Raw genomic sequence first — 19,237 nt, 5'->3', positions numbered from 1 at the left:
GTAGCCGCTAAATGGGCATTTATATACTCCGGCGCCTGGCGCTGATTATTCCTACTCTGATCGGCATTTTGCTGCTCAACTTCGTGATCATTCAGGCTGCGCCTGGTGGCCCGGTTGAACAACTGATTGCGGAAATGGAAGGCCACGGCGGCAGTGCCTTGGCCCGGGCAGGTGGCGGCGATACAGGAGGCGAGGTTTCCAGCGCTTCCAGTGACCGCAGGGGCTCCCGAGGTATTCCTGATGAAATGCTGAAGGAAATCGAAGTCATGTATGGCTTCGACAAACCCGCCCATGAGCGTTTCTTTAAAATGCTCAAAGACTACGCCACCTTCAATTTTGGAGATTCTTTTTTCCGGGAACGAAGTGTCACCGAGCTAATTGTGGACAAGATGCCTGTGTCTATCTCCCTTGGGCTCTGGTCTACCCTGATCATCTACTTTATATCCATACCGCTTGGCATCCGTAAAGCAGTGACAGACGGTTCCCGTTTTGATGTGTGGAGCAGTTCTGCCATTGTTATCGGCTACGCTATTCCGGGCTTCCTGTTCGCTATCCTGCTCATCGTCCTCTTTGCCGGTGGTAGCTACTTCGATTGGTTCCCTCTGCGAGGACTGACCTCTTCCGACTTTGATCAGATGAACTGGTACCAGCAGGTTGGCGATTATTTCTGGCACCTCGCGTTGCCGGTTACCGCCAACGTGATCGGCGGCTTCGCCACACTCACCCTGCTCACCAAGAACTCATTCCTCGACGAAATTGGCAAACATTATGTGGTAACAGCAAGAGCCAAGGGTCTGGATGAAAAGCAGGTTCTGTACGGGCACGTTTTCCGCAACGCTATGCTGATTGTGATTGCGAGCCTTCCCGGTGTTCTTGTTTCGCTGTTTTTTACCGGCTCGCTATTGATTGAGGTGATTTTCTCCCTGGACGGCCTTGGTCTGCTTGGTTTTGAAGCGGCGCTAAACCGGGATTATCCGGTTATTTTTGGCACCCTCTTTATATTTACGCTCATGGGGCTCGCTCTGAAACTGATCAGCGACATTACCTATGTGCTCGTAGACCCCCGCATCGACTTTGAAAGCCGGGAGGGCGCGTAACATGAAGGCGCTGACGCCCATTCAACAAAGACGCTTGCGTAACTTCCGCAAGAACCGCCGCGGATTCTGGTCTCTGTGGGTATTTCTGGCCATTTTTGGGCTTACTCTGGTGGCCGAATTAATCGCAAATGACAAACCGCTTGTCATTTCCTATCAGGACACACTGTATTTCCCGGTAATAGAGAGAGTGCCTGAGGAAACCTTTGGCGGTTTTTTGCCAACAGATGCAGACTACAGGGACCCCTTCATTGCTGAAGAAATTCAGGCCAATGGCTGGATGTTCTGGCCGCCGATTCGCTTCAGTTACGACACGATTAATTATGATCTAGAGGTGCCCTCACCTGCACCGCCAAGTTCCGTAAACTGGCTAGGCACTGACGATCAAGGTAGGGATGTCGCCGCACGGGTTATTTACGGCTTCCGCATTTCGGTCTTGTTCGGCCTGACGCTCACCATCGCCAGCTGTATCGTTGGCGTAATGGTTGGTGCAATCCAGGGCTTTTACGGCGGCAAAATTGACTTGATTGGTCAACGTTTTATAGAAATCTGGTCGGGGCTGCCGGTACTGTATCTGTTGATTATTCTCTCCGGCATTGTGCAACCAAACTTCTGGTGGCTGCTCGGCATCATGTTAATGTTCAGCTGGATGGGACTGGTTGATGTAGTCCGCGCAGAGTTCCTGCGAGCCCGTAATTTCGAATACGTCAAAGCCGCAAGGGCACTTGGGCTGGATAACCGGAAAATCATGTTCCGCCACATTTTGCCTAATGCGATGGTGGCAACTCTGACCTTCCTGCCATTTATCCTGACCGGCGCCATTACCGGCCTGACTTCCCTTGATTTTCTTGGCTTTGGTTTGCCATCAGGCTCACCTTCTCTTGGGGAGCTGATTGCCCAAGGCAAGGCGAACCTGCACGCTCCCTGGCTAGGCATTTCAGCTTTCGCTTCCTTATCACTGATGCTGACCCTGCTGGTTTTTGTAGGGGAAGCTGTGCGGGATGCCTTTGATCCCCGCAAGAACGGTTAAGAGGCAGCTGATATGAGCACACTATTGGAAATAACAAATTTGTCGGTCAGCTTCAACCAGGGACCAAAGGCCGTGGATTCCATATCCCTCAGCCTGAACAAAGGCGAAACTCTGGCGCTGGTTGGTGAAAGTGGTTCGGGTAAATCCGTTACGGCGTTGTCTGTGTTACGGCTTCTGGATGAACGATACGCCAGCTATCCCAGTGGTGAGATTCGTTATCGGGGCGAAAACCTTCTGCAGGCCTCAGAGAAGCGTTTGCGCCAGGTTCGTGGGCGCGAGATCAGCATGATCTTTCAGGAGCCCATGACCTCTCTGAACCCTCTGCACAACATTGAGAAGCAAATCAGCGAGACCCTGGAACTGCACAAGGGCATGCGCGGGCCCCAGGCAAGGAAGCGTTGCCTGGAACTGTTAACGCTGGTCGGTATAGAGAACCCGGAAAGCCGCCTTGGCGCCTATCCGCACCAGCTTTCCGGAGGTCAGAAACAACGTGTGATGATTGCCATGGCGCTGGCAAACGAGCCGGACTTGCTGATCGCGGATGAGCCAACCACCGCGCTGGACGTAACCGTTCAGAAGCAAGTTCTGGAGCTGTTACAGGATCTGCAGCAGAAGTTAGGCATGGCCATTTTGCTGATTACTCACGACCTCACTATTGTGCGGCGTTATGCCAACCGGGTTGCGGTCATGGAGCACGGCAAACTGGTTGAGCAAGCTGAAACGACTACCCTGTTTGATTCACCCAGCCACCCTTACACCCGCAAACTTTTGAGTGCCGAACCTCCGGAAGCACCTCTGGCTCCCCCGAAAAGCGACAAGCCGTTGTTGAGCGTCAGCAATCTGGATGTTCGCTTCCCCACTCGCAAGGGGCTATTCGGCAAAGTAAAAGAACATTTTCATGCGGTCAAACAGGTCAGCTTCAGCCTGGATCGCGGCCAGACGTTAGGCATTGTGGGTGAAAGCGGTAGTGGTAAAACAACCATAGGCCATGCGCTATTGAAACTTACCGGCAGCACCGGAAGTATCAAGCTAGACGGCCAAGAGCTGTCGGATCTGGATCAGAGCGCCTTCCGGCCCTGGCGCCGCCGGGTACAGATTGTATTTCAGGATCCGTTTGGTAGCCTGAGCCCGAGAATGTCCATCGCCGAAATTGTTCGCGAGGGGCTTGAGATACACGATGCGGATAACCGTGATATCCACGACACAAAAGTGATTGCGGCGCTAAAGGACGTAGGGTTAGACCCTGATGCAAGGCACCGTTACCCGCATGAATTCTCTGGTGGCCAACGTCAGCGCATTGCAATCGCCAGGGCACTGGTGCTGCAGCCGGATCTCATCATTCTGGATGAGCCCACCTCAGCCCTGGATCGCACCGTGCAAAAGCAGGTCATCGAACTGCTTCGGGATATTCAGGCACGCTATGGTCTAAGCTATATCTTTATCAGTCACGATCTTGCGGTTGTGCGGGCGCTTAGTCATCAGTTGCTGGTACTTCGGCGGGGGTCGATTGTGGAATATGGGGATGCCGGTGATGTTTTCCGGGCCCCTGCTGAAACATACACACAAGAGTTGCTGCACGCGGCTTTTTTCTACCAAGCGAAAGATGCCAATATCACTACGACTATTTGAGCGTTACTCCTGCCGGCTTACTTCGGGGATAATGCTCTAAAATCAGGAACAAAGGGAGAAGGATCCATGGGTATACTCAGTGGTAAGAGAGCGCTGATTGTTGGCGTAGCCAGCAAACTGTCCATTGCTTACGGTATTGCAGACGCCTTTGCCCGCGAAGGTGCGGAACTGGCTTTCACCTACCAGAACGACAAGCTGCAACCGCGAGTAGAGAAATTTGCCGAGGGCTGGGGTAGCAAGCTTATATTTCCTTGCGACGTGGCCAGCGATGAAGAAATTGAAAATGTCTTCAAGGAACTGAACAAGCACTGGGACAACATCGACATTATCGTCCACGCCGTTGGCTTTGCACCTGGGCATGAGCTCGATGGCAACTACGTTGACGTGACCACCCGGGAAGGCTTCAAGATCGCCCACGACATCAGCTCCTACAGCTTTGTTGCCCTGGCAAAGGGTGCACGCTCCATGATGCACGAAGGCAGCTCTCTGCTCACTCTCACCTATCTGGGTGCAGAGAAGGTTCTTCAGAACTATAACGTGATGGGGCTTGCCAAAGCCTCACTTGAAGCGAACGTAAGGTACATGGCTGCCAGCCTGGGCCGCGATGGAATTCGGGTGAACGGTATTTCTGCGGGGCCGATCAGAACCCTGGCAGCCTCAGGCATCAAGAGTTTCCGCAAGATGCTGGCAGAAAATGCACGTCGCGCACCGCTTCGTCGTAACGTAACCATTGAGGAAGTGGGTAATGCGGCCGCATTTTTAACATCTGACATGGCCAGCGGTATTACCGGTGAGATTATGTACGTAGATGGTGGCTTCAACATCACTGGCATGGGCGAACTTGAAGAGTAATCCATTGCAGATTATGGAAAAGCCAGCGGCAAGCTGGCTTTTCTACTTTCAGAACCGGACAGTATGAACTAGGACGCCTCCATGGCGCTGGCTACAGCCTCTGTCCATTCCACATAGGCTGTTTGAGCAGATTCAACAATTCGCATCCCTACCAGATAGCCGGCCTTTTCCGGCCGAGACCAAACAACCTCCACAGTCAGAACAAACGGTTCTTCATGGTCTCCCAGTGAGACTGACACCGGATACAAGGCACCCGCCGACAGGCATTCCTCAGAAAGCAGACAAAGCCCGCTGACGGAAATATCACGCACGGCACAAGCCATCTCTCGTCTGGAGGAACCAGGGATGCCTTCAGATGCAGGGTATCCGGCTTCAAGCTCAAGCGTAATCTGTGCACGGGCCGTTAGACGGTACTGTTTGCGGTTGTCCTGCCCGCCAGCGGGGTCTTCCTCTGTTCCAAACGTATAGTCAGTATCTTTCATTATTATTCCTGGCTTCTTGTTTGCGGACTGATCAGTTACGCCCGACTCGTATACGGCCAACCACTCTGCTTAGTGTGTCATCAAACTCCGCTGCGCCGCCCATAACGCGAATCCGTTCCTCGACGATTCCCAACACCAGCTCATCTTCCAGAAATTCCCGGCGATTGAGCCCAAGCCGGTCGACGAATATCAGTTTTCTGGAGGCATTTGTGCGAACAGCAAGTTTGAGTCTGGCATCTTCAGTTTCGGGTTCTTCTGCTTTCACCACAATCCAGCCACCCAGGCCTATCTCGTCGACCTGCTTCTGCGCAACCAGCATCTTTTCCCTGTAGAGTCTTTCCTGCTCCGCTTGCTCGTCTGCCAAACGCTGGTCCTCTGCTTCCCGGCGCTGGCGTTCCTGCATTGCCAGGCGCTCAGCTTCCTGCTGCTGACGGGCTAATTCTGCCGCCTCCCTCTCTTTGCGCAGCGCTTCGGCACGGGCCTTTGCCGCAGCAGCCGCCGCCTCACGCTGCACCCGCTGTTTTTCGTACGCTGCTGCAAGGAGTTGCACGGTTTCTTCAAGCACATCACCAAAAGGTGTCGGAGCCGGCAGAGGGCGAATTTTTCCGCTCTCCTTGGCTTCACAGAAGTCCTCCCAGGGTTGCAAACCGAGCTTTACGCCCGTGCCGTTGGTCCAAAGTATTTCAGCAGTATCTTCCAGCAAAACACAGAAAAAACGACGCTGTTCAGATTCGCCCTCACCTTGAACGAACCACATCCCCTCAAAAGACTGAAATTTCCGGCTTTCTAAAGCTTCAAAGCTGAGCCACACAGGGTTCCATGAGAAGTTACGGCTTTCAGGCAGTGCATCGATCAATTCGGGCGTATCGCCACGTAATCTAGACATCATCACTGTCCCAATGCCGGCGAGGGAGTTAGGTGTAAGCGGGCGATCAAACACACGGCCCCAAACATCCACCAGTCGGTCACCTATCTGTTCGCCAACATGGTACAAACGATCCCTGTCTTTATCTGACAGCGAGGGGTCACCAACCCACACCAACCACTCCAGCAATTTGCTGCCATGGCGGCAGGTTTCACCGTTAACTCCTGAGTCCCACACAGCCTGCTTGAGCAGGCCCTGCCAATGATCAAAAATAAAATCGAGTACCGGCTGAGGCAATTTCCGCCCCTGCAGGGCCCGGCCAATAAGAGCTCTTGAAGTCTGCTCTGCTCGCCGCTGGCGCGCGGCACCCTGCTCGGTCTCCTGCAGTCGCAGGCGCAGCCTTCCAGTTTGTGCATCACGCTTGGCTGAATCCTCCTGCCACTGCTCGCAAAACGTGTCCACAGCACCGGTGGAGTCAGAATCGAAAGCGGCAGAAACCGCAACAACCAGCGTGTCTAGCTGATCGAGAAGCGCTTTCGATGAGCGGCCACCAGAATCACTCCAGCCACGCCACTCCTGCAAGCTATCGAGCCACTCCAGCAACACGTTACTAAAAGCCTGATGGCCATCGAGATCCATACGCCAAGCAAGATAAAACCGTAAGCGGGCGATACGTCGGGCAATCTCGGCGTGCAGCCCGCTCGTTTTGAGGAATACATCCATGATGCGATCGGCCACATAGGCCGCGTTGATCTGTCGCACTGACCACTCAAGGTGCACAGAACGAATAACGTGAGTTACACGCTCATCCCGTTGTTCCGTCCAGCATGAAAACAGCAGCGGCTTCCAGTCGCTGGCTGTTTCTGGTGACAACTTACCCACAGGGTAAGGAAGGTCGGGAACACGGATACCGGCAAGCACATCGTCAATTTTTTCGGCAACCGCCTTCCGCGAAGCCACCTGGTGGGACTTCGGCCTGTTTTGTGACATCCATTCCTCATGCTTAAGAAGCGTTGAAAAGGCCCAGTAAATAAAGCAGTATAACGAACTCGCCGGGGTTGACCACAACTGCGCCCGGCCTTATTTGCTTTAATCTGCAGTCCTGCTGGCTTATTTCACAGTACAGCCAGGCTACAATGAAAAGAATCGGGGAACCCGCAAAAAATGTCCGGCAATAAACTTGAAAACTTGAACGTGGCGAGCCAGGAAACACTTATTACCCCTGAAAAGCTCAAACAGGATATGCCACTCACCGGTAAGGCCGCGCAAACCGTTACGAATGGCCGCCAGGCGATTTATGACATTATTGACGGTAAAGACCATCGTTTGTTCCTGGTGGTGGGCCCCTGCTCTATTCACGACGTGGATGCGGCCCGTGATTATGCCAACCGCCTCAAGAAGCTTGCAGATGAAGTAAGCGACACCCTGCTTATCGTGATGCGTGTATATTTTGAAAAACCACGCACAACCGTTGGCTGGAAAGGTCTGATCAACGACCCGCACCTGAACGACACCTTTGATATCGAACGAGGCCTGCAACTTGGTCGTCGTCTCTTGCTCGATATTAACGAGCTGGGCTTGCCCGTTGCGACTGAAGCACTTGATCCAATTTCGCCGCAATACCTTCAGGATTCCATTGCCTGGTCTGCCATTGGCGCCCGCACCACAGAATCCCAGACGCACCGTGAGATGAGCAGCGGCTTGTCCATGGCCATTGGCTTCAAGAATGGCACAGATGGCAGCCTGGATGTTGCCGTAAATGCCATGAAGTCCGTTTCCTATTCCCACAATTTCCTGGGAATAGACCAGCAAGGCCAGGTTGCGATCATCCGAACCAAAGGCAACCAGTACGGCCATGTGGTTCTGCGCGGGGGTGGTGGCAAGCCCAACTACGACTCCGTGAGCGTTACTCTGTGTGAACAGGCACTGGAAAAAGCCGGCCTGCGTAAATCCATCATGGTGGATTGCAGCCACGCAAACTCCAGCAAAGACCCGGCTATCCAGCCATTGGTTATGCAGGACGTCACCCATCAGATCCTCGAAGGTAATACTTCGATTCAAAGCCTGATGATTGAGAGCAACATCAACTGGGGCAACCAGTCTATTCCCGAGAATCTGGCAGACCTTAAATACGGCGTGTCTGTCACCGATGCCTGTATCGATTGGGAAACCACCGAGAAAGCCATTCGCGAGATGCGCAATAAACTGAAAGACGTACTGCCAAAGCGAAAAGCAACCTGATTTTGATGCAACGGCATAAATGGAAACGGGGAACTTCAGGCTCCCCGTTTTTTTGACTAAAACTGCTAATCAGGCCGTCAGGTCAGGCAAACCTCCAACCCAGTCCAAGCGATCCCTCAAAGCAACAACATGGCCAACAATGACAAGGGTTGGCGCCTGAACGTTTTCTTCGGTTACCCGCTGCACAATAGTTTCCAGGTTGCCGGTAACCACTTGTTGTTCCCGAGTGGTGCCCTTGGAAATAAGAGCAACCGGCATATCCGGTGTCATACCATGCCCTATCAGCTCTTTACAGATAATAGGAAGGCCAACCAACCCCATATAAAAAACCAGTGTCTGATTGGTCTGGACAAAATCTTTCCAGGGCAAATCGCAGGTATTATTTTTGAGATGGCCTGTCACAAAGCGCACAGACTGAGCATAATCCCGGTGCGTCAACGGAATGCCCGCATAGGACGCACACCCGGATGCCGCCGTTATCCCAGGCACAACCTGAAACCGAATTCCAGCGCTGGCCAATGTCTCAATTTCTTCACCGCCACGGCCAAAGATAAACGGGTCTCCGCCTTTTAATCTGACAACCCGAAAACCTTGCTTGGCAAGATCCACTAATCTCTGGTTGATCTGATCCTGAGGCAAAGTGTGGTTCGCCCGCTGTTTACCAACGTGGATCTTCTCAGCTGATTCGGGAATCAACGCGAGAATCTCCGGCGAAACCAAACGATCGTAGAGCACTACCTCTGCCGAGGTAATAAGGCGCCAGGCCTTCAGCGTAAGCAACTCCGGATCCCCGGGGCCAGCACCCACAAGGGCAACTTCCCCTGCGGAGCTGTTGGGGTTCGAGGTGACCGGGTTTGCTCTGTAGCGGACAGGTGCAGGTCTTGAACCCACACCTGATCCTACTGGTTGTTCAGGCTTGTCGTTCATTGAATACGCTCGGCACCACCCATGTATGGTTTGAGGACTTCGGGAACAAGAATGCTGCCGTCCGCCTGCTGATAGTTCTCCATAACAGCAATCAAAGCTCGGCCAACCGCCAGGCCAGAACCGTTCAGAGTGTGTACAGGTTCTGGCTTACCGGTTTCCGGGTTACGCCAGCGGGCACCCATTCGGCGAGCCTGGAAGTCGCGAGTATTGGAGCAGGAGGAGATCTCACGATACTTGCCTTGCCCAGGCAGCCAGACTTCAATGTCGTAGGTTTTCGCTGCCGAAAAGCCCATATCCCCACCGCACAAAGCAACCAGTCGATATGGTAATTCAAGCAACTGAAGCACTTTTTCGGCATGACCAGTAAGCGCTTCCAGTGCAGCATCGGATTCTTCAGGGCGAACCACTTGCACCAATTCAACCTTATCGAACTGGTGCTGGCGGATCATGCCTCGGGTATCACGGCCGTAGGATCCCGCTTCACTACGGAAGCAAGGGGTATGACAAACCATCTTCAGAGGCAACTCTGCGGCGTCGAGAATCGTATCTGACACCAGGTTGGTTACCGGTACTTCTGCGGTCGGTATCAGATAGAGTGAAGGTTCGCCCTGCATCTTGAACAGATCATCTTCAAACTTTGGCAGTTGGCCTGTGCCATAAAGCGCATCGGCATTAACCAGATAAGGCACATAGGTTTCTGAATAACCATGTCCGTCTGTGTGCAGGTTCAGCATGAACTGGGCAAGAGCACGGTGCAGTCGCGCGATTTGCCCCCGCATGACGGCAAATCGTGAGTGCGCAAGCCGGGTGGCGGTTTCAAAATCCAGACCGCCGAGTTCATCGCCCAATGCAACGTGATCCTTGGGCTCAAAATCAAACGTCTTGGGTGTACCCCAGGTGCGAACTTCAATGTTGTCTTCTTCGCTGTCGCCAGGGGTTACGTCCGCATCCGGCAGATTTGGAATGCCCGCAAGGAAGTTATTGAGTTCCTGCTGCAAGACATTCAGCTCTTTCTCCGCCTCAGACTTACGGGACTTCAGGCTCTCTACTTCGTCCAGTAGCGGCTGTATGTCTTCACCCGCTGCTTTGGCCTTACCAATGGACTTCGATTTTTTATTCTGCTCGCTCTGCAGGTTCTCTGTGCTTACCTGAAGGGCACGGCGGCGCTCTTCAAGAGTTTCAAAAGCGGCGATATCAAATACGAAGTTCTTGATGGCCAGCCGGCGGGCGATCTCTTCAGTCTGGTTGCGGACGAGTTTGGGATCGAGCATGGGTATCCTGGATTTTCCGGTTTGCGATGTATGTAGAATAACTCGCCATTATACCCGTGCCGGCGCCGGTGGCTACCGCTGCAGAAACCTTGTTTGGGGTTCAGGTATGGCGTTTTATGGGGCTTTGTTGATTGAGTGCGTCGAGCCGCTGGCGCTTTTCTGAAAGTTTGATTTCCAGGCCGCGGTTGACGGGCTCATAGTACCGACGTTGATGAATGGCCTCGGGCAGGTAGGACTCCCCCGCCGCAAAGGCATCCGGCTCATGATGTGCATAGCGATAGGTGTCACCGTGGCCCAGGCTTTTCATGAGTTTGGTGGGGGCGTTTCGCAGATGCACCGGGACTTCGTAATCCGGGTCCTTCCGTATATCGGCCATGCACTGGTTATAGGCCTTGTAAACGGCATCGCTTTTTGGGGCAAGCGAGAGATAGGTCACCGCCTGTGCCAGGGCAAGCTCTCCTTCAGGACTGCCCAAGCGCTCCTGAACATCCCAGGCATCCATACTTAATTGCAACGCACGAGGATCGGCGTTGCCTATATCTTCACTCGCAATGCGCACCAGGCGGCGAGCAACGTACAATGGATCACACCCACCATCGAGCATACGGCACAGCCAATAAAGCGAACCATCGGGGTCTGAGCCCCTTACAGACTTGTGCAGGGCTGATATCTGGTCGAAGAATACGTCTCCGCCCTTATCAAAGCGCCGCAGACTGGTTTGCATCACCTGTTCAAGGTGGTCGGCATTAACCCGGTTTTTCCCGTCGCTGCCCGGCTCCGCCAGATCCGCCGAAATCTCAAGAATATTGAGCGCTCTGCGCGCATCACCACCAGATGCCGAGGCCATAACTCCAAGCACGTCATCCGACACCTCAAGCTGGCCGCCGAACCCCTCTTCTGCTGCAAGCGCCCTGGCCAACAGCCGCAGAATATCGGCTTCCTCCAGATTCTTGAGGACATACACACGGGTGCGAGACAGCAAAGCGCTGTTCAATTCAAAAGAAGGATTTTCGGTGGTGGCACCAACAAATATAAACGTGCCGTCTTCGATATGTGGCAGGAACGCATCCTGCTGGCTTTTGTTGAAGCGGTGGACTTCGTCCACAAACAAAAGCGTATCCTGACCTTGGGATTGCTTGCGGTTACGGGCGCGCTCAACAATGGCACGGATATCCTTAACACCACTGAGCACCGCAGATACTGTTTCAAAGCTGAGATCGCCAACGCTTGCCAGCAGTTGTGCAAAGGTGGTTTTACCAACTCCCGGTGGCCCCCACAGGATCATGGAGTGCAGTTGTGCCTGCTCTACTGCTCTGCGCAGTGGTTTTCCCGGCCCGACAAGATGGGCCTGGCCAACGTAATCGTCGAGGCTTTCAGGGCGCATGCGTGCCGCGAGAGGCCGAAATCCGACCTGCTCGGTGAACAGGCTGCTTTGCATATCAGTTATCGTCCCGGATTACGTCAACGCCCTCCGGGTACTCAAGCTTGAACACACTTCTTTCCACGGTTTCATTTAGCCGAATGTGATCAAAGCTGAGTACACTGAGCTGTGACAGCGAGTCCTGCATACGCATCTCCTGCAACTCATTGTTGAAGAAGGTCAAACGCAGAGATACAAACAACGAATCTTCATTTTTCGGCTCAAGCGTGAACTCCCGGGTGTCTTCGCTTATCTGGCGGCCGGAAACCCTGTAGGTTTCTTCCAGGTTATCAACCTCTCCACTAAGCAGCAGGGCGGGGGTGTTTTGAACGCGGTCGTCCAGACTGTGAATCGTTACCTGCTCCAGATCCGGGTCATAAACCTCTACACTCTTTCCATCACTGACAATGAGCTGTGACAAAGGCGCGCGGGTTTCCCAGTAAAACAGGCCTGGTCGTTTCGCCTTCAGCAAACCACGGGTTTCCTGCACATTATTCCCGTTCTCACTGACTACTATCTGAATAAAGTCTGCCTGGTAGGTTTCGTAACTTTTCAGCAGGGAGGCAAGCTCAGTGGCTGAGCCATCTTTGCCCGCTGCCAGCAGTGAACCGCTGAACAATACTGCCACCGTCAGTGTCGCAACCAATGCCGACAGGCGTTTCAGAAAAAGCTGTTGCATACAATACGACTCCTAATCTCTGGGTGGGGGCGGGGCCAAAACTTCACGGGCCCCGTTGTGACCGGCTGAACTGACCACTCCGGATGCTTCCATGGCTTCAACCAGGTTGGCCGCCCGGTTATAACCTATCTTGAATTTGCGCTGCACGGAGGAAATAGAAACTCTGCGCCCTTCGGTTACAAAAGCGACCGCTTCATCAAACAGCGCGTCGCCTTCATTGTCGCCACCCTCAGATAAGGTGGGTACACCCGGCAGGTGTTCGCCTTCAGCGCCATTAAGTACGTCATCCACGTACACCGGCTCGCCTCTGGCTTTCCAGGCACTCACAACACGGTGCACCTCATCGTCATCCACAAAGGCGCCGTGAACTCGCACAGGAAGCCCGGACCCAGGTGGCAGATAAAGCATATCGCCGTGCCCTAGTAGCTGCTCCGCGCCGCCCTGATCAAGAACAGTGCGCGAGTCAATCTTGGACGATACCTGGAACGAAATACGGGTAGGAATGTTTGCCTTGATCAGGCCAGTAATTACATCCACAGAGGGCCGCTGAGTGGCGAGGATCAAGTGAATACCTGCCGCCCTCGCCTTCTGGGCGATACGTGCAATCAGCTCTTCTACCTTCTTGCCAACAATCATCATCATGTCGGCGAACTCATCGATAACCACAACAATCAACGGCAAATGCTCAAGCTCCGGGCGTTGTTGCTCATCGTCGGCAAGGTACTCGTCCGGTTTCCAAAGCGGATCCAGAAGCGGTTCACCGGCGGCAGCCGCTTCTTTAACTTTAAGATTGTAGCCCGCCAGGTTTCGTACCCCTTGCGTGGACATTAGCCGGTATCGACGCTCCATCTCCGCCACGCACCAACGCAGTGCATTTGCCGCCTCTTTCATGTCGGTAACAACAGGTGCAAGAAGGTGCGGGATACCATCGTAAATGCTGAGTTCCAACATCTTGGGGTCAACCATGATGAAGCGCACATCCTCTGGCCCAGCCTTCAAAAGCATACTGAGCAGCATGGCGTTCACACCGACCGACTTACCGGAACCGGTGGTACCGGCAACCAGCAGGTGAGGCATTTTGGCCAGGTTCGCAACCATAGGGTTGCCGCCGATATCGTTACCCAGCGCCATGGTAAGCGCCGAACTGGATTCCTTGAACACCCGGGAACCGAGCACTTCGCTAAGCCGAACAATTTCCCGCTTTTCGTTGGGAATCTCAATGCCAACGACTGACTTGCCGGGAATAACCTCAACAACACGAACACTCAGGACCGCAAGTGAACGCGCCAGGTCTTTGGCAAGATTGGAAATCTTGCTGACTTTAACACCCGCTGCCGGTTTGATTTCGAACCGGGTGATTACCGGGCCAGGGTTAACTTCAACCACTTCCACAGACACACCAAAGTCGCTCAGCTTTTCCTCAAGCAATCGCGACATGTGCTCCAGAGCCTCTTCGGAGTACCCGCTCTCTTTATGCTCCTCGGGTGGATCGAGCAAGGAAATAGGCGGAATCGGGCTTTCTATATCCTCAAGCAGCGAGGCCTGAGAGTTTTTAGCGCTGTTGGCCAGCGGTGGCTGCTCGTTCTTCTTGAATGGCGATATTTTCAGTGACCGACCACCGGCCGGTGGGGCTGCTTTTTCCTTGTTTGGGTCCAGCGATTGGCTGCGCCCTTTCGCAGGCGCATCGTCCCGGGAGCTGAAACTTTCCAGCCGGGCAGGTTCCGGATCTTCACTAGCAGAAAAACCTTCAATAGCAGGCTCTTGCCGCTCGCTGTGTCGGGCTTTTGGTTTGGAAGCCTTGGCTGGCCCAAATCCGGGGATGCTATGCCACCAACGTTTACCTGACTTGTCCCTGGCAACATTATTGTCAGGCTGGCTAATCCGGGCCGCTGGTTGAGGCTTTTGAGCGACAGGACTCTGCTCCGGCTGGGCAGGTTTCTCCAGCGCTGGCTTCGTTTTGTCGGATTGCACAAGTTTTTTGAGATACTGCCCCAGCCGGAGAGCGAGGCCACCGAGCTGATCCATAAGCCAGAACCAGGACAATCCGACAGTGACTGTCAGAGCGAAAAGAAAGATCGCTATAAGTAAAAGCGTGGTTGCAGGCAGGTTAAAAAACCGAATCATGGCATCTGAAACAGCGGTACCAAGTACACCACCTGAGGACGCACCGAGACCAAACACAGAGTAAAGCGAGAGAAGACTGGTAGCAGAGAGCAGGATCAGCAAAAAGCCGCCAAAGCGCATCAGAAACAGCGGCCAGTGCATATCAAGAGAATCATTACGCCTGCGGATCAGCATGATGGCATAACCCGCCACCATCATCGGAAACAGATAGGCAACGTGACCGAAAAAGTCCATCAACAGACTCGCCAGCCAAGCGCCGGAGCGGCCGGCTGCGTTCAACACGCTGGTATCATGACCAATACTGGCCCAGCCTGGGTCCGAAGGGCTGAACGTCACAAGCGCCATAGCCAAATAAATGCATAGGGCAATGAGCCCGATCACCGCGCCTTCACGGGCACCCTGCGCAGCAAGGCGGCGAAAGCGCAGCTGTTTCTCTGTCAGTTTTTGTGGTGATTGCTTCGCTTTTGCAGATTCGGCCATGAATACTCAAACGTTAGGTGTTGCTTGCGTTCTGAAGTACCTGAAACCCTCTGTACAAGTCTGTTTTCAGATCTTCGACTGCTTCTATGCCCACCGAAACACGCAAAAGATTTTCGGTGATACCAGCTCTGGATTTGTCTTCCGGCGATAAGCGCCCGTGAGTCGTTGTGGCCGGATGGGTAATCGTGGTTTTAACGTCGCCCAGGTTGGCGGTAATGGAAATCATCCGGGTGGCATCGATAAACTTCCAGGCTTCTTCCCGGCCGCCCTTCAGACAAAATGACAAAACCCCACCAAACCCTTTCTGCTGCTTTTTAGCAAGCGCATGCTGTGGATGGCTATCAAGCCCTGCGTAATATACCCGCTCCACCGCAGGCTGCTGCTCCAGCCACACTGCCAACTCTAGCGCATTGTCGCAATGGGCTCGCATACGGATTGGTAAGGTTTCCAGGCCCTTGTGAAAGACCCAGGCGTTAAAAGGGCTCATTGTGGGCCCCGCGGACCTCAGGAAACCATAGACTTCGTCCATGAGCTTTGTTGGACCAACCACCACACCACCTACACAGCGGCCCTGACCATCAAGATACTTGGTTGCAGAGTGGATAACGATATCCGCCCCGTGTTCCAAAGGCCGTTGCAGCACCGGCGTGCAGAAACAGTTGTCCACCACGAACAGGGCATCATTTTCGTGGGCAAGCTGTGCCAGCGCCTCCATGTCGGCCACTTCGCAAAGAGGATTGGACGGTGTTTCGATAAACAGCATGCGGGTATTTGACCGCATAGCCCCGGCCCACTCCTGAGCATCAGTAAGGCTCACAAATGACGTTTCAACACCAAACTTAGCCATGTATTTCTGAAACAGCACATTGGTGGTTCCGAATACACCACGGGAGCAAATAACGTGATCGCCAGTCTTCAACAGTGCCATGCAGGTGCTGAGAATAGCGGCCATGCCAGATGAGGTTGCAACCGCACGCTCACCACCTTCCATTGCAGCGATACGGCCCTCAAATGCCTGGACCGTTGGGTTGGTAAACCTGGAGTAGATATTACCTGGCTCTTCACCACCAAAACGGGCCGCTGCCTGAGCTGCACTGGAGTATACGAAGCTGGAAGTGGGAAAAATGGCATCGCTGTGTTCCAGCTGACCAGTGCGCAGCTGCCCTGCCCTCACCGCCAGAGTATCCAGAGACATACCCTCAAGATCCGATTCGGGAATCTGGACAGTTTCTTCGCGGTGAAAAGTCATGAGCGTCTCCTGCTAAGGCTCGGTAATCAGTCTTCGTCGTTGTGAAGGTCAATAATGCCGTTGTCGCCAGACATTGCGTCTCCGCCCCCCGAGCGCTGGATGTCATTACGCGCTTCATCAAGGCGGTTGAGGTAGGCCGTATCTATATCGCCGGTTACATAATCCCCGGTAAACACCGAACACTCCCAACCATCAATGCTGTCATTCACGTCACTGACACAGGTCACCAGATCTTCCAGATCCTGATACAACAACCAATCTGCGCCAATCAAATCGCGAATTTCGTCAACCGTTCGGTCGTGGGCAATCAATTCATTGGCCGACGGCATATCTATGCCGTAAACGTTAGGAAAGCGAACCGGGGGTGCGGCAGAGGCAAAATAAACCTTCCTGGCACCCGCATCCCTTGCCATCTGAACAATTTCCTTACAGGTGGTACCCCGAACAATTGAATCGTCCACCAACATGACGTTTTTGCCCTTGAACTCCAACTCAATGGGGTTCAGCTTCTGGCGCACAGATTTCTTGCGCATGGTCTGTCCAGGCATGATGAATGTTCGGCCAATGTAGCGATTCTTTATGAACCCCTCCCGGAACTTCAACCCCAACCTGTGAGCCATCTGCATGGCAGATGTGCGGCTGGTATCGGGAATTGGCATAACCACATCGATATCGTGGTCCGGGCGCTCGCGCTGGACCTTGTCTGCCAGAGTCTCACCCATACGCAGTCGGGCTTTATAGACCGACACGCCATCAATTATGGAGTCTGGTCGTGCAAAGTAGACATGTTCGAAAATACAGGGGAACAGTTTCGGTGCCGCAGCGCATTGCTGCGTATAAAGCGTGCCGTCGGTTTCGATGTAAACGGCTTCGCCGGGAGCGATGTCCCGTACAAGCGTGTAACCAGCCGCGCTGAGAGCAACACTCTCGGATGCGATCATGTATTCCTTACGGCCGGTTTCATCGGTGCGCTCACCATAACAAACCGGGCGTATGCCATTGGGGTCACGGAAACCCACAATGCCGTAACCGGTAATCATGGCGATAACGGCATAGGCTCCGCGGCAACGTTCATGCACGGCCCGCACCGCAGAGAAAATTTCATCTTTTGTCGGATCAAATTTACCCAGCTTTTGCAGTTCGTGTGCAAAAACGTTCAGCAGAACTTCTGAATCCGAGTTGGTGTTGATATGGCGCAGATCTGTACGGAACAGATCCTGGCTCAGTTCGTCGGCATTGGTCAGATTGCCGTTATGAGCCAGAGTAATACCGTAAGGGCTGTTCACATAGAAAGGCTGGGATTCGGCGGAACTGGAACTGCCTGCGGTGGGATAGCGCACATGGCCTATGCCAACATTGCCCACAAGACGGTGCATGTGACGGGTATGGAAAACGTCCCGCACCAAGCCATTGTCTTTACGCAGAAAAAAGCGATCATCCTGGAACGTTACAATACCTGCCGCATCCTGGCCTCGGTGCTGAAGTACAGTCAGCGCATCATAAAGCGACTGATTTACATGGGAACTACTGACGATGCCGACAATGCCACACATGGATAAGATGATCTCCGGGTGTTAGTTCTGAATGTTAGCGGGATGCGGACGTGGGTTCCACGGCCTTTTGAGATTCTGGTGCCAGAAAACGCGCAAACTCGTCACCGAATGTTCGCCGGGACCAGTCTTCAACCACCCCCAATCGATCAATCATAACGGATGTCCTCCACCAGGTATCCTGGGCCAGAGGGGTATAACGAATGAAGGCTATCGCGACAATCACAACAACAATGCCGCGCAACAGCCCAAACCCCATACCCAGAACACGGTCAGTGGCAGAGAGCCCTGTGGCACGGACAAGATGGCCAATCATATTGTTGATTATAGCGCCGACGATAAGCGTGCCGAAAAAGAGAATGGCAAAGGCTGCAATCAGTCGCACCAGCGGCGTTTCTACGGTGTTCTCGAGCAACGCCTGCATCTGGGGATGGAAGGTTCGGGCAAGTATGAACGCGCCCACCCACGTCACGAGAGACAAGGCTTCCTTGACGAAGCCCCGCTTCAAACTGATGAGGGTGGAAACTGTAATGAGGGCAATGATGACCCAGTCGATCCAGATCAGCGCTTCCATGGAAGTCCCGGTGGAGAAAAGGAAGCGCGAATTCTATCAGGAAACCGCCGTGCGCCAAAACGCCTGATTGACATAAAGCAGATCAAAAGCGTTATTTGTCGCCAGAAGTGACCAAGCTGTTCAATTTGAAAGCTTCATCAAGGGCACGCTTCGCTTCCTCTGCTTTGGATTTTTCAGCAAAAGGCCCACTGAAAACACGTGTCAGCGTGGTATCACCTCGAACAACTTCCTGAAGATGGGAGCTATAGCCCGCTTTGCGGACGTTATCGCGGAGACGGCGGGCATTATCACTATCCCCAAAGCTACCCAACTGAACAACCCAGGCTCCTTCCAGAGAGCGCGTATACTCTGAACTTTCCTGCTCTGCGCTGGTTTCAGGCGCTTTTGGATCTGGCGCGGTCTGCCGGGTCGTAGCAGAAGACGCAACCGGTTTGGGCTGAGACGGTTCTGCCGGTGCAGGTTTGGCCACATCCGCGGTGGGCTTTTCTCGTGCATCCGGTACAGGCTGGGCAGCAGATGCATCATCTTCCAGAATTCTGAAGCCTTGATTGCCGGAGCTGGCACTTTCCACGCTATCTTGTTGATACGCGGGGGGCGCTGCCAAATCTGATACCGGTGTTTCAACTTCCGGGAAAGGCGGTTCCTCGGGGATATTAATCGAGGTGGAAGTGCGCTTTGAGTGAGGCTCATCGAAAACCATAGGGACAAAAATAACAGCCAGTGAAATAAGAACCAGCGCCCCAATGATTCTTTGCTTCAGTCCATCCACG

At 53.6% G+C, this 19,237-nt stretch carries 15 protein-coding genes and 1 pseudogene; 5 read left to right on the top strand and 11 right to left on the bottom strand.

Features of this window, described 5'->3' with window-relative positions; all coding sequences use genetic code 11:
- Nucleotides 1-11: 11 nt before the first annotated feature.
- The 4 genes from FFI61_RS05535 (at nt 12) to FFI61_RS05520 (ending at nt 4,605) form a co-directional block, all read left to right on the top strand.
- Nucleotides 12-1,097 carry a microcin C ABC transporter permease YejB gene (locus tag FFI61_RS05535; RefSeq protein ID WP_200200756.1) on the top strand — a complete coding sequence of 362 codons (1,086 nt, stop codon included), beginning with the start codon at nt 12-14 and terminating at the stop codon, nt 1,095-1,097.
- A 1-nt stretch (nt 1,098) separates the two neighbouring features.
- Nucleotides 1,099-2,124, top strand: a complete 1,026-nt coding sequence (locus tag FFI61_RS05530; protein ID WP_200200757.1) for an ABC transporter permease — start codon at nt 1,099-1,101, stop codon at nt 2,122-2,124.
- Between the two features lie 12 nt (nt 2,125-2,136).
- Nucleotides 2,137-3,753: an ABC transporter ATP-binding protein gene (locus FFI61_RS05525; protein WP_200369525.1), complete on the top strand. Its 1,617-nt coding sequence runs from the start codon at nt 2,137-2,139 to the stop codon at nt 3,751-3,753.
- A gap of 66 nt (nt 3,754-3,819) precedes the next feature.
- Nucleotides 3,820-4,605 (top strand): enoyl-ACP reductase, encoded by a 786-nt coding sequence (locus FFI61_RS05520; protein ID WP_200200759.1) that lies wholly within the window; start codon nt 3,820-3,822, stop codon nt 4,603-4,605.
- 68 nt (nt 4,606-4,673) lie between these two features.
- Here the strand turns inward: FFI61_RS05520 and FFI61_RS05515 are convergent, their stop codons facing one another.
- A complete protein-coding gene (locus tag FFI61_RS05515; protein WP_200369524.1) occupies nt 4,674-5,087 on the bottom strand; it encodes a PilZ domain-containing protein in 414 nt (137 codons plus the stop codon).
- Between the two features lie 31 nt (nt 5,088-5,118).
- Entirely contained in the window at nt 5,119-6,942 is a 1,824-nt protein-coding gene (locus FFI61_RS05510) for a DUF1631 family protein (RefSeq protein WP_200369523.1), read from the bottom strand.
- Between the two features lie 174 nt (nt 6,943-7,116).
- Between FFI61_RS05510 and FFI61_RS05505 the strand changes: the two genes are divergently transcribed.
- Nucleotides 7,117-8,193 (top strand): 3-deoxy-7-phosphoheptulonate synthase, encoded by a 1,077-nt coding sequence (locus FFI61_RS05505; protein WP_200369522.1) that lies wholly within the window; start codon nt 7,117-7,119, stop codon nt 8,191-8,193.
- A 69-nt stretch (nt 8,194-8,262) separates the two neighbouring features.
- Here FFI61_RS05505 and cobA read toward each other — a convergent pair.
- The 9 genes and pseudogenes from cobA to FFI61_RS05460 form a co-directional block, all read right to left on the bottom strand.
- A pseudogene (cobA, locus tag FFI61_RS05500) lies at nt 8,263-9,021 on the bottom strand (uroporphyrinogen-III C-methyltransferase); the annotation flags it as partial.
- A 95-nt stretch (nt 9,022-9,116) separates the two neighbouring features.
- The gene (gene serS / locus FFI61_RS05495) at nt 9,117-10,391 is read right to left on the bottom strand and encodes a serine--tRNA ligase (protein ID WP_200200764.1); all 1,275 of its coding nucleotides are present in this window, start codon (nt 10,389-10,391) and stop codon (nt 9,117-9,119) included.
- 100 nt (nt 10,392-10,491) lie between these two features.
- Nucleotides 10,492-11,829 (bottom strand): replication-associated recombination protein A, encoded by a 1,338-nt coding sequence (locus FFI61_RS05490; protein WP_200369520.1) that lies wholly within the window; start codon nt 11,827-11,829, stop codon nt 10,492-10,494.
- 1 nt (nt 11,830) lies between these two features.
- Entirely contained in the window at nt 11,831-12,490 is a 660-nt protein-coding gene (lolA, locus tag FFI61_RS05485) for an outer membrane lipoprotein chaperone LolA (protein ID WP_200369519.1), read from the bottom strand.
- A 12-nt stretch (nt 12,491-12,502) separates the two neighbouring features.
- The gene (locus FFI61_RS05480; protein ID WP_200369518.1) at nt 12,503-15,094 is read right to left on the bottom strand and encodes a DNA translocase FtsK; all 2,592 of its coding nucleotides are present in this window, start codon (nt 15,092-15,094) and stop codon (nt 12,503-12,505) included.
- Between the two features lie 13 nt (nt 15,095-15,107).
- Nucleotides 15,108-16,343, bottom strand: coding sequence for an O-succinylhomoserine sulfhydrylase (locus FFI61_RS05475; RefSeq protein WP_200369517.1), 1,236 nt, complete (start codon nt 16,341-16,343; stop codon nt 15,108-15,110).
- Nucleotides 16,344-16,369: 26 nt separating this feature from the next.
- Nucleotides 16,370-17,896: an amidophosphoribosyltransferase gene (purF, locus tag FFI61_RS05470; protein ID WP_200369516.1), complete on the bottom strand. Its 1,527-nt coding sequence runs from the start codon at nt 17,894-17,896 to the stop codon at nt 16,370-16,372.
- 34 nt (nt 17,897-17,930) lie between these two features.
- On the bottom strand, nt 17,931-18,467 hold the full coding sequence (locus FFI61_RS05465; RefSeq protein ID WP_200200770.1) for a CvpA family protein: 537 nt from the start codon (nt 18,465-18,467) through the stop codon (nt 17,931-17,933).
- 91 nt (nt 18,468-18,558) lie between these two features.
- Nucleotides 18,559-19,236 carry an SPOR domain-containing protein gene (locus FFI61_RS05460; RefSeq protein WP_200369625.1) on the bottom strand — a complete coding sequence of 226 codons (678 nt, stop codon included), beginning with the start codon at nt 19,234-19,236 and terminating at the stop codon, nt 18,559-18,561.
- Between the last annotated feature and the right edge of the window lies 1 nt (nt 19,237).

It is taken from the genome of Marinobacter sp. DY40_1A1 (assembly GCF_016597815.1).
Taxonomy (GTDB): Bacteria; Pseudomonadota; Gammaproteobacteria; order Pseudomonadales; family Oleiphilaceae; genus Marinobacter; species Marinobacter xiaoshiensis.
Note: the sequence above shows the minus strand (reverse complement) of the source record. Positions and strands in the feature narration are given on the sequence as shown.

Coding starts and splice junctions, on each gene's coding strand:
- FFI61_RS05535 (WP_200200756.1), top strand. CDS start 12: ATGGGCATTTATATACTCCGGCGCCTGGCGCTGATTATTCCTACTCTG.
- FFI61_RS05530 (WP_200200757.1), top strand. CDS start 1,099: ATGAAGGCGCTGACGCCCATTCAACAAAGACGCTTGCGTAACTTCCGC.
- FFI61_RS05525 (WP_200369525.1), top strand. CDS start 2,137: ATGAGCACACTATTGGAAATAACAAATTTGTCGGTCAGCTTCAACCAG.
- FFI61_RS05520 (WP_200200759.1), top strand. CDS start 3,820: ATGGGTATACTCAGTGGTAAGAGAGCGCTGATTGTTGGCGTAGCCAGC.
- FFI61_RS05515 (WP_200369524.1), bottom strand. CDS start 5,087: ATGAAAGATACTGACTATACGTTTGGAACAGAGGAAGACCCCGCTGGC.
- FFI61_RS05510 (WP_200369523.1), bottom strand. CDS start 6,942: ATGTCACAAAACAGGCCGAAGTCCCACCAGGTGGCTTCGCGGAAGGCG.
- FFI61_RS05505 (WP_200369522.1), top strand. CDS start 7,117: ATGTCCGGCAATAAACTTGAAAACTTGAACGTGGCGAGCCAGGAAACA.
- serS (WP_200200764.1), bottom strand. CDS start 10,391: ATGCTCGATCCCAAACTCGTCCGCAACCAGACTGAAGAGATCGCCCGC.
- FFI61_RS05490 (WP_200369520.1), bottom strand. CDS start 11,829: ATGCAAAGCAGCCTGTTCACCGAGCAGGTCGGATTTCGGCCTCTCGCG.
- lolA (WP_200369519.1), bottom strand. CDS start 12,490: ATGCAACAGCTTTTTCTGAAACGCCTGTCGGCATTGGTTGCGACACTG.
- FFI61_RS05480 (WP_200369518.1), bottom strand. CDS start 15,094: ATGGCCGAATCTGCAAAAGCGAAGCAATCACCACAAAAACTGACAGAG.
- FFI61_RS05475 (WP_200369517.1), bottom strand. CDS start 16,343: ATGACTTTTCACCGCGAAGAAACTGTCCAGATTCCCGAATCGGATCTT.
- purF (WP_200369516.1), bottom strand. CDS start 17,896: ATGTGTGGCATTGTCGGCATCGTCAGTAGTTCCCATGTAAATCAGTCG.
- FFI61_RS05465 (WP_200200770.1), bottom strand. CDS start 18,467: ATGGAAGCGCTGATCTGGATCGACTGGGTCATCATTGCCCTCATTACA.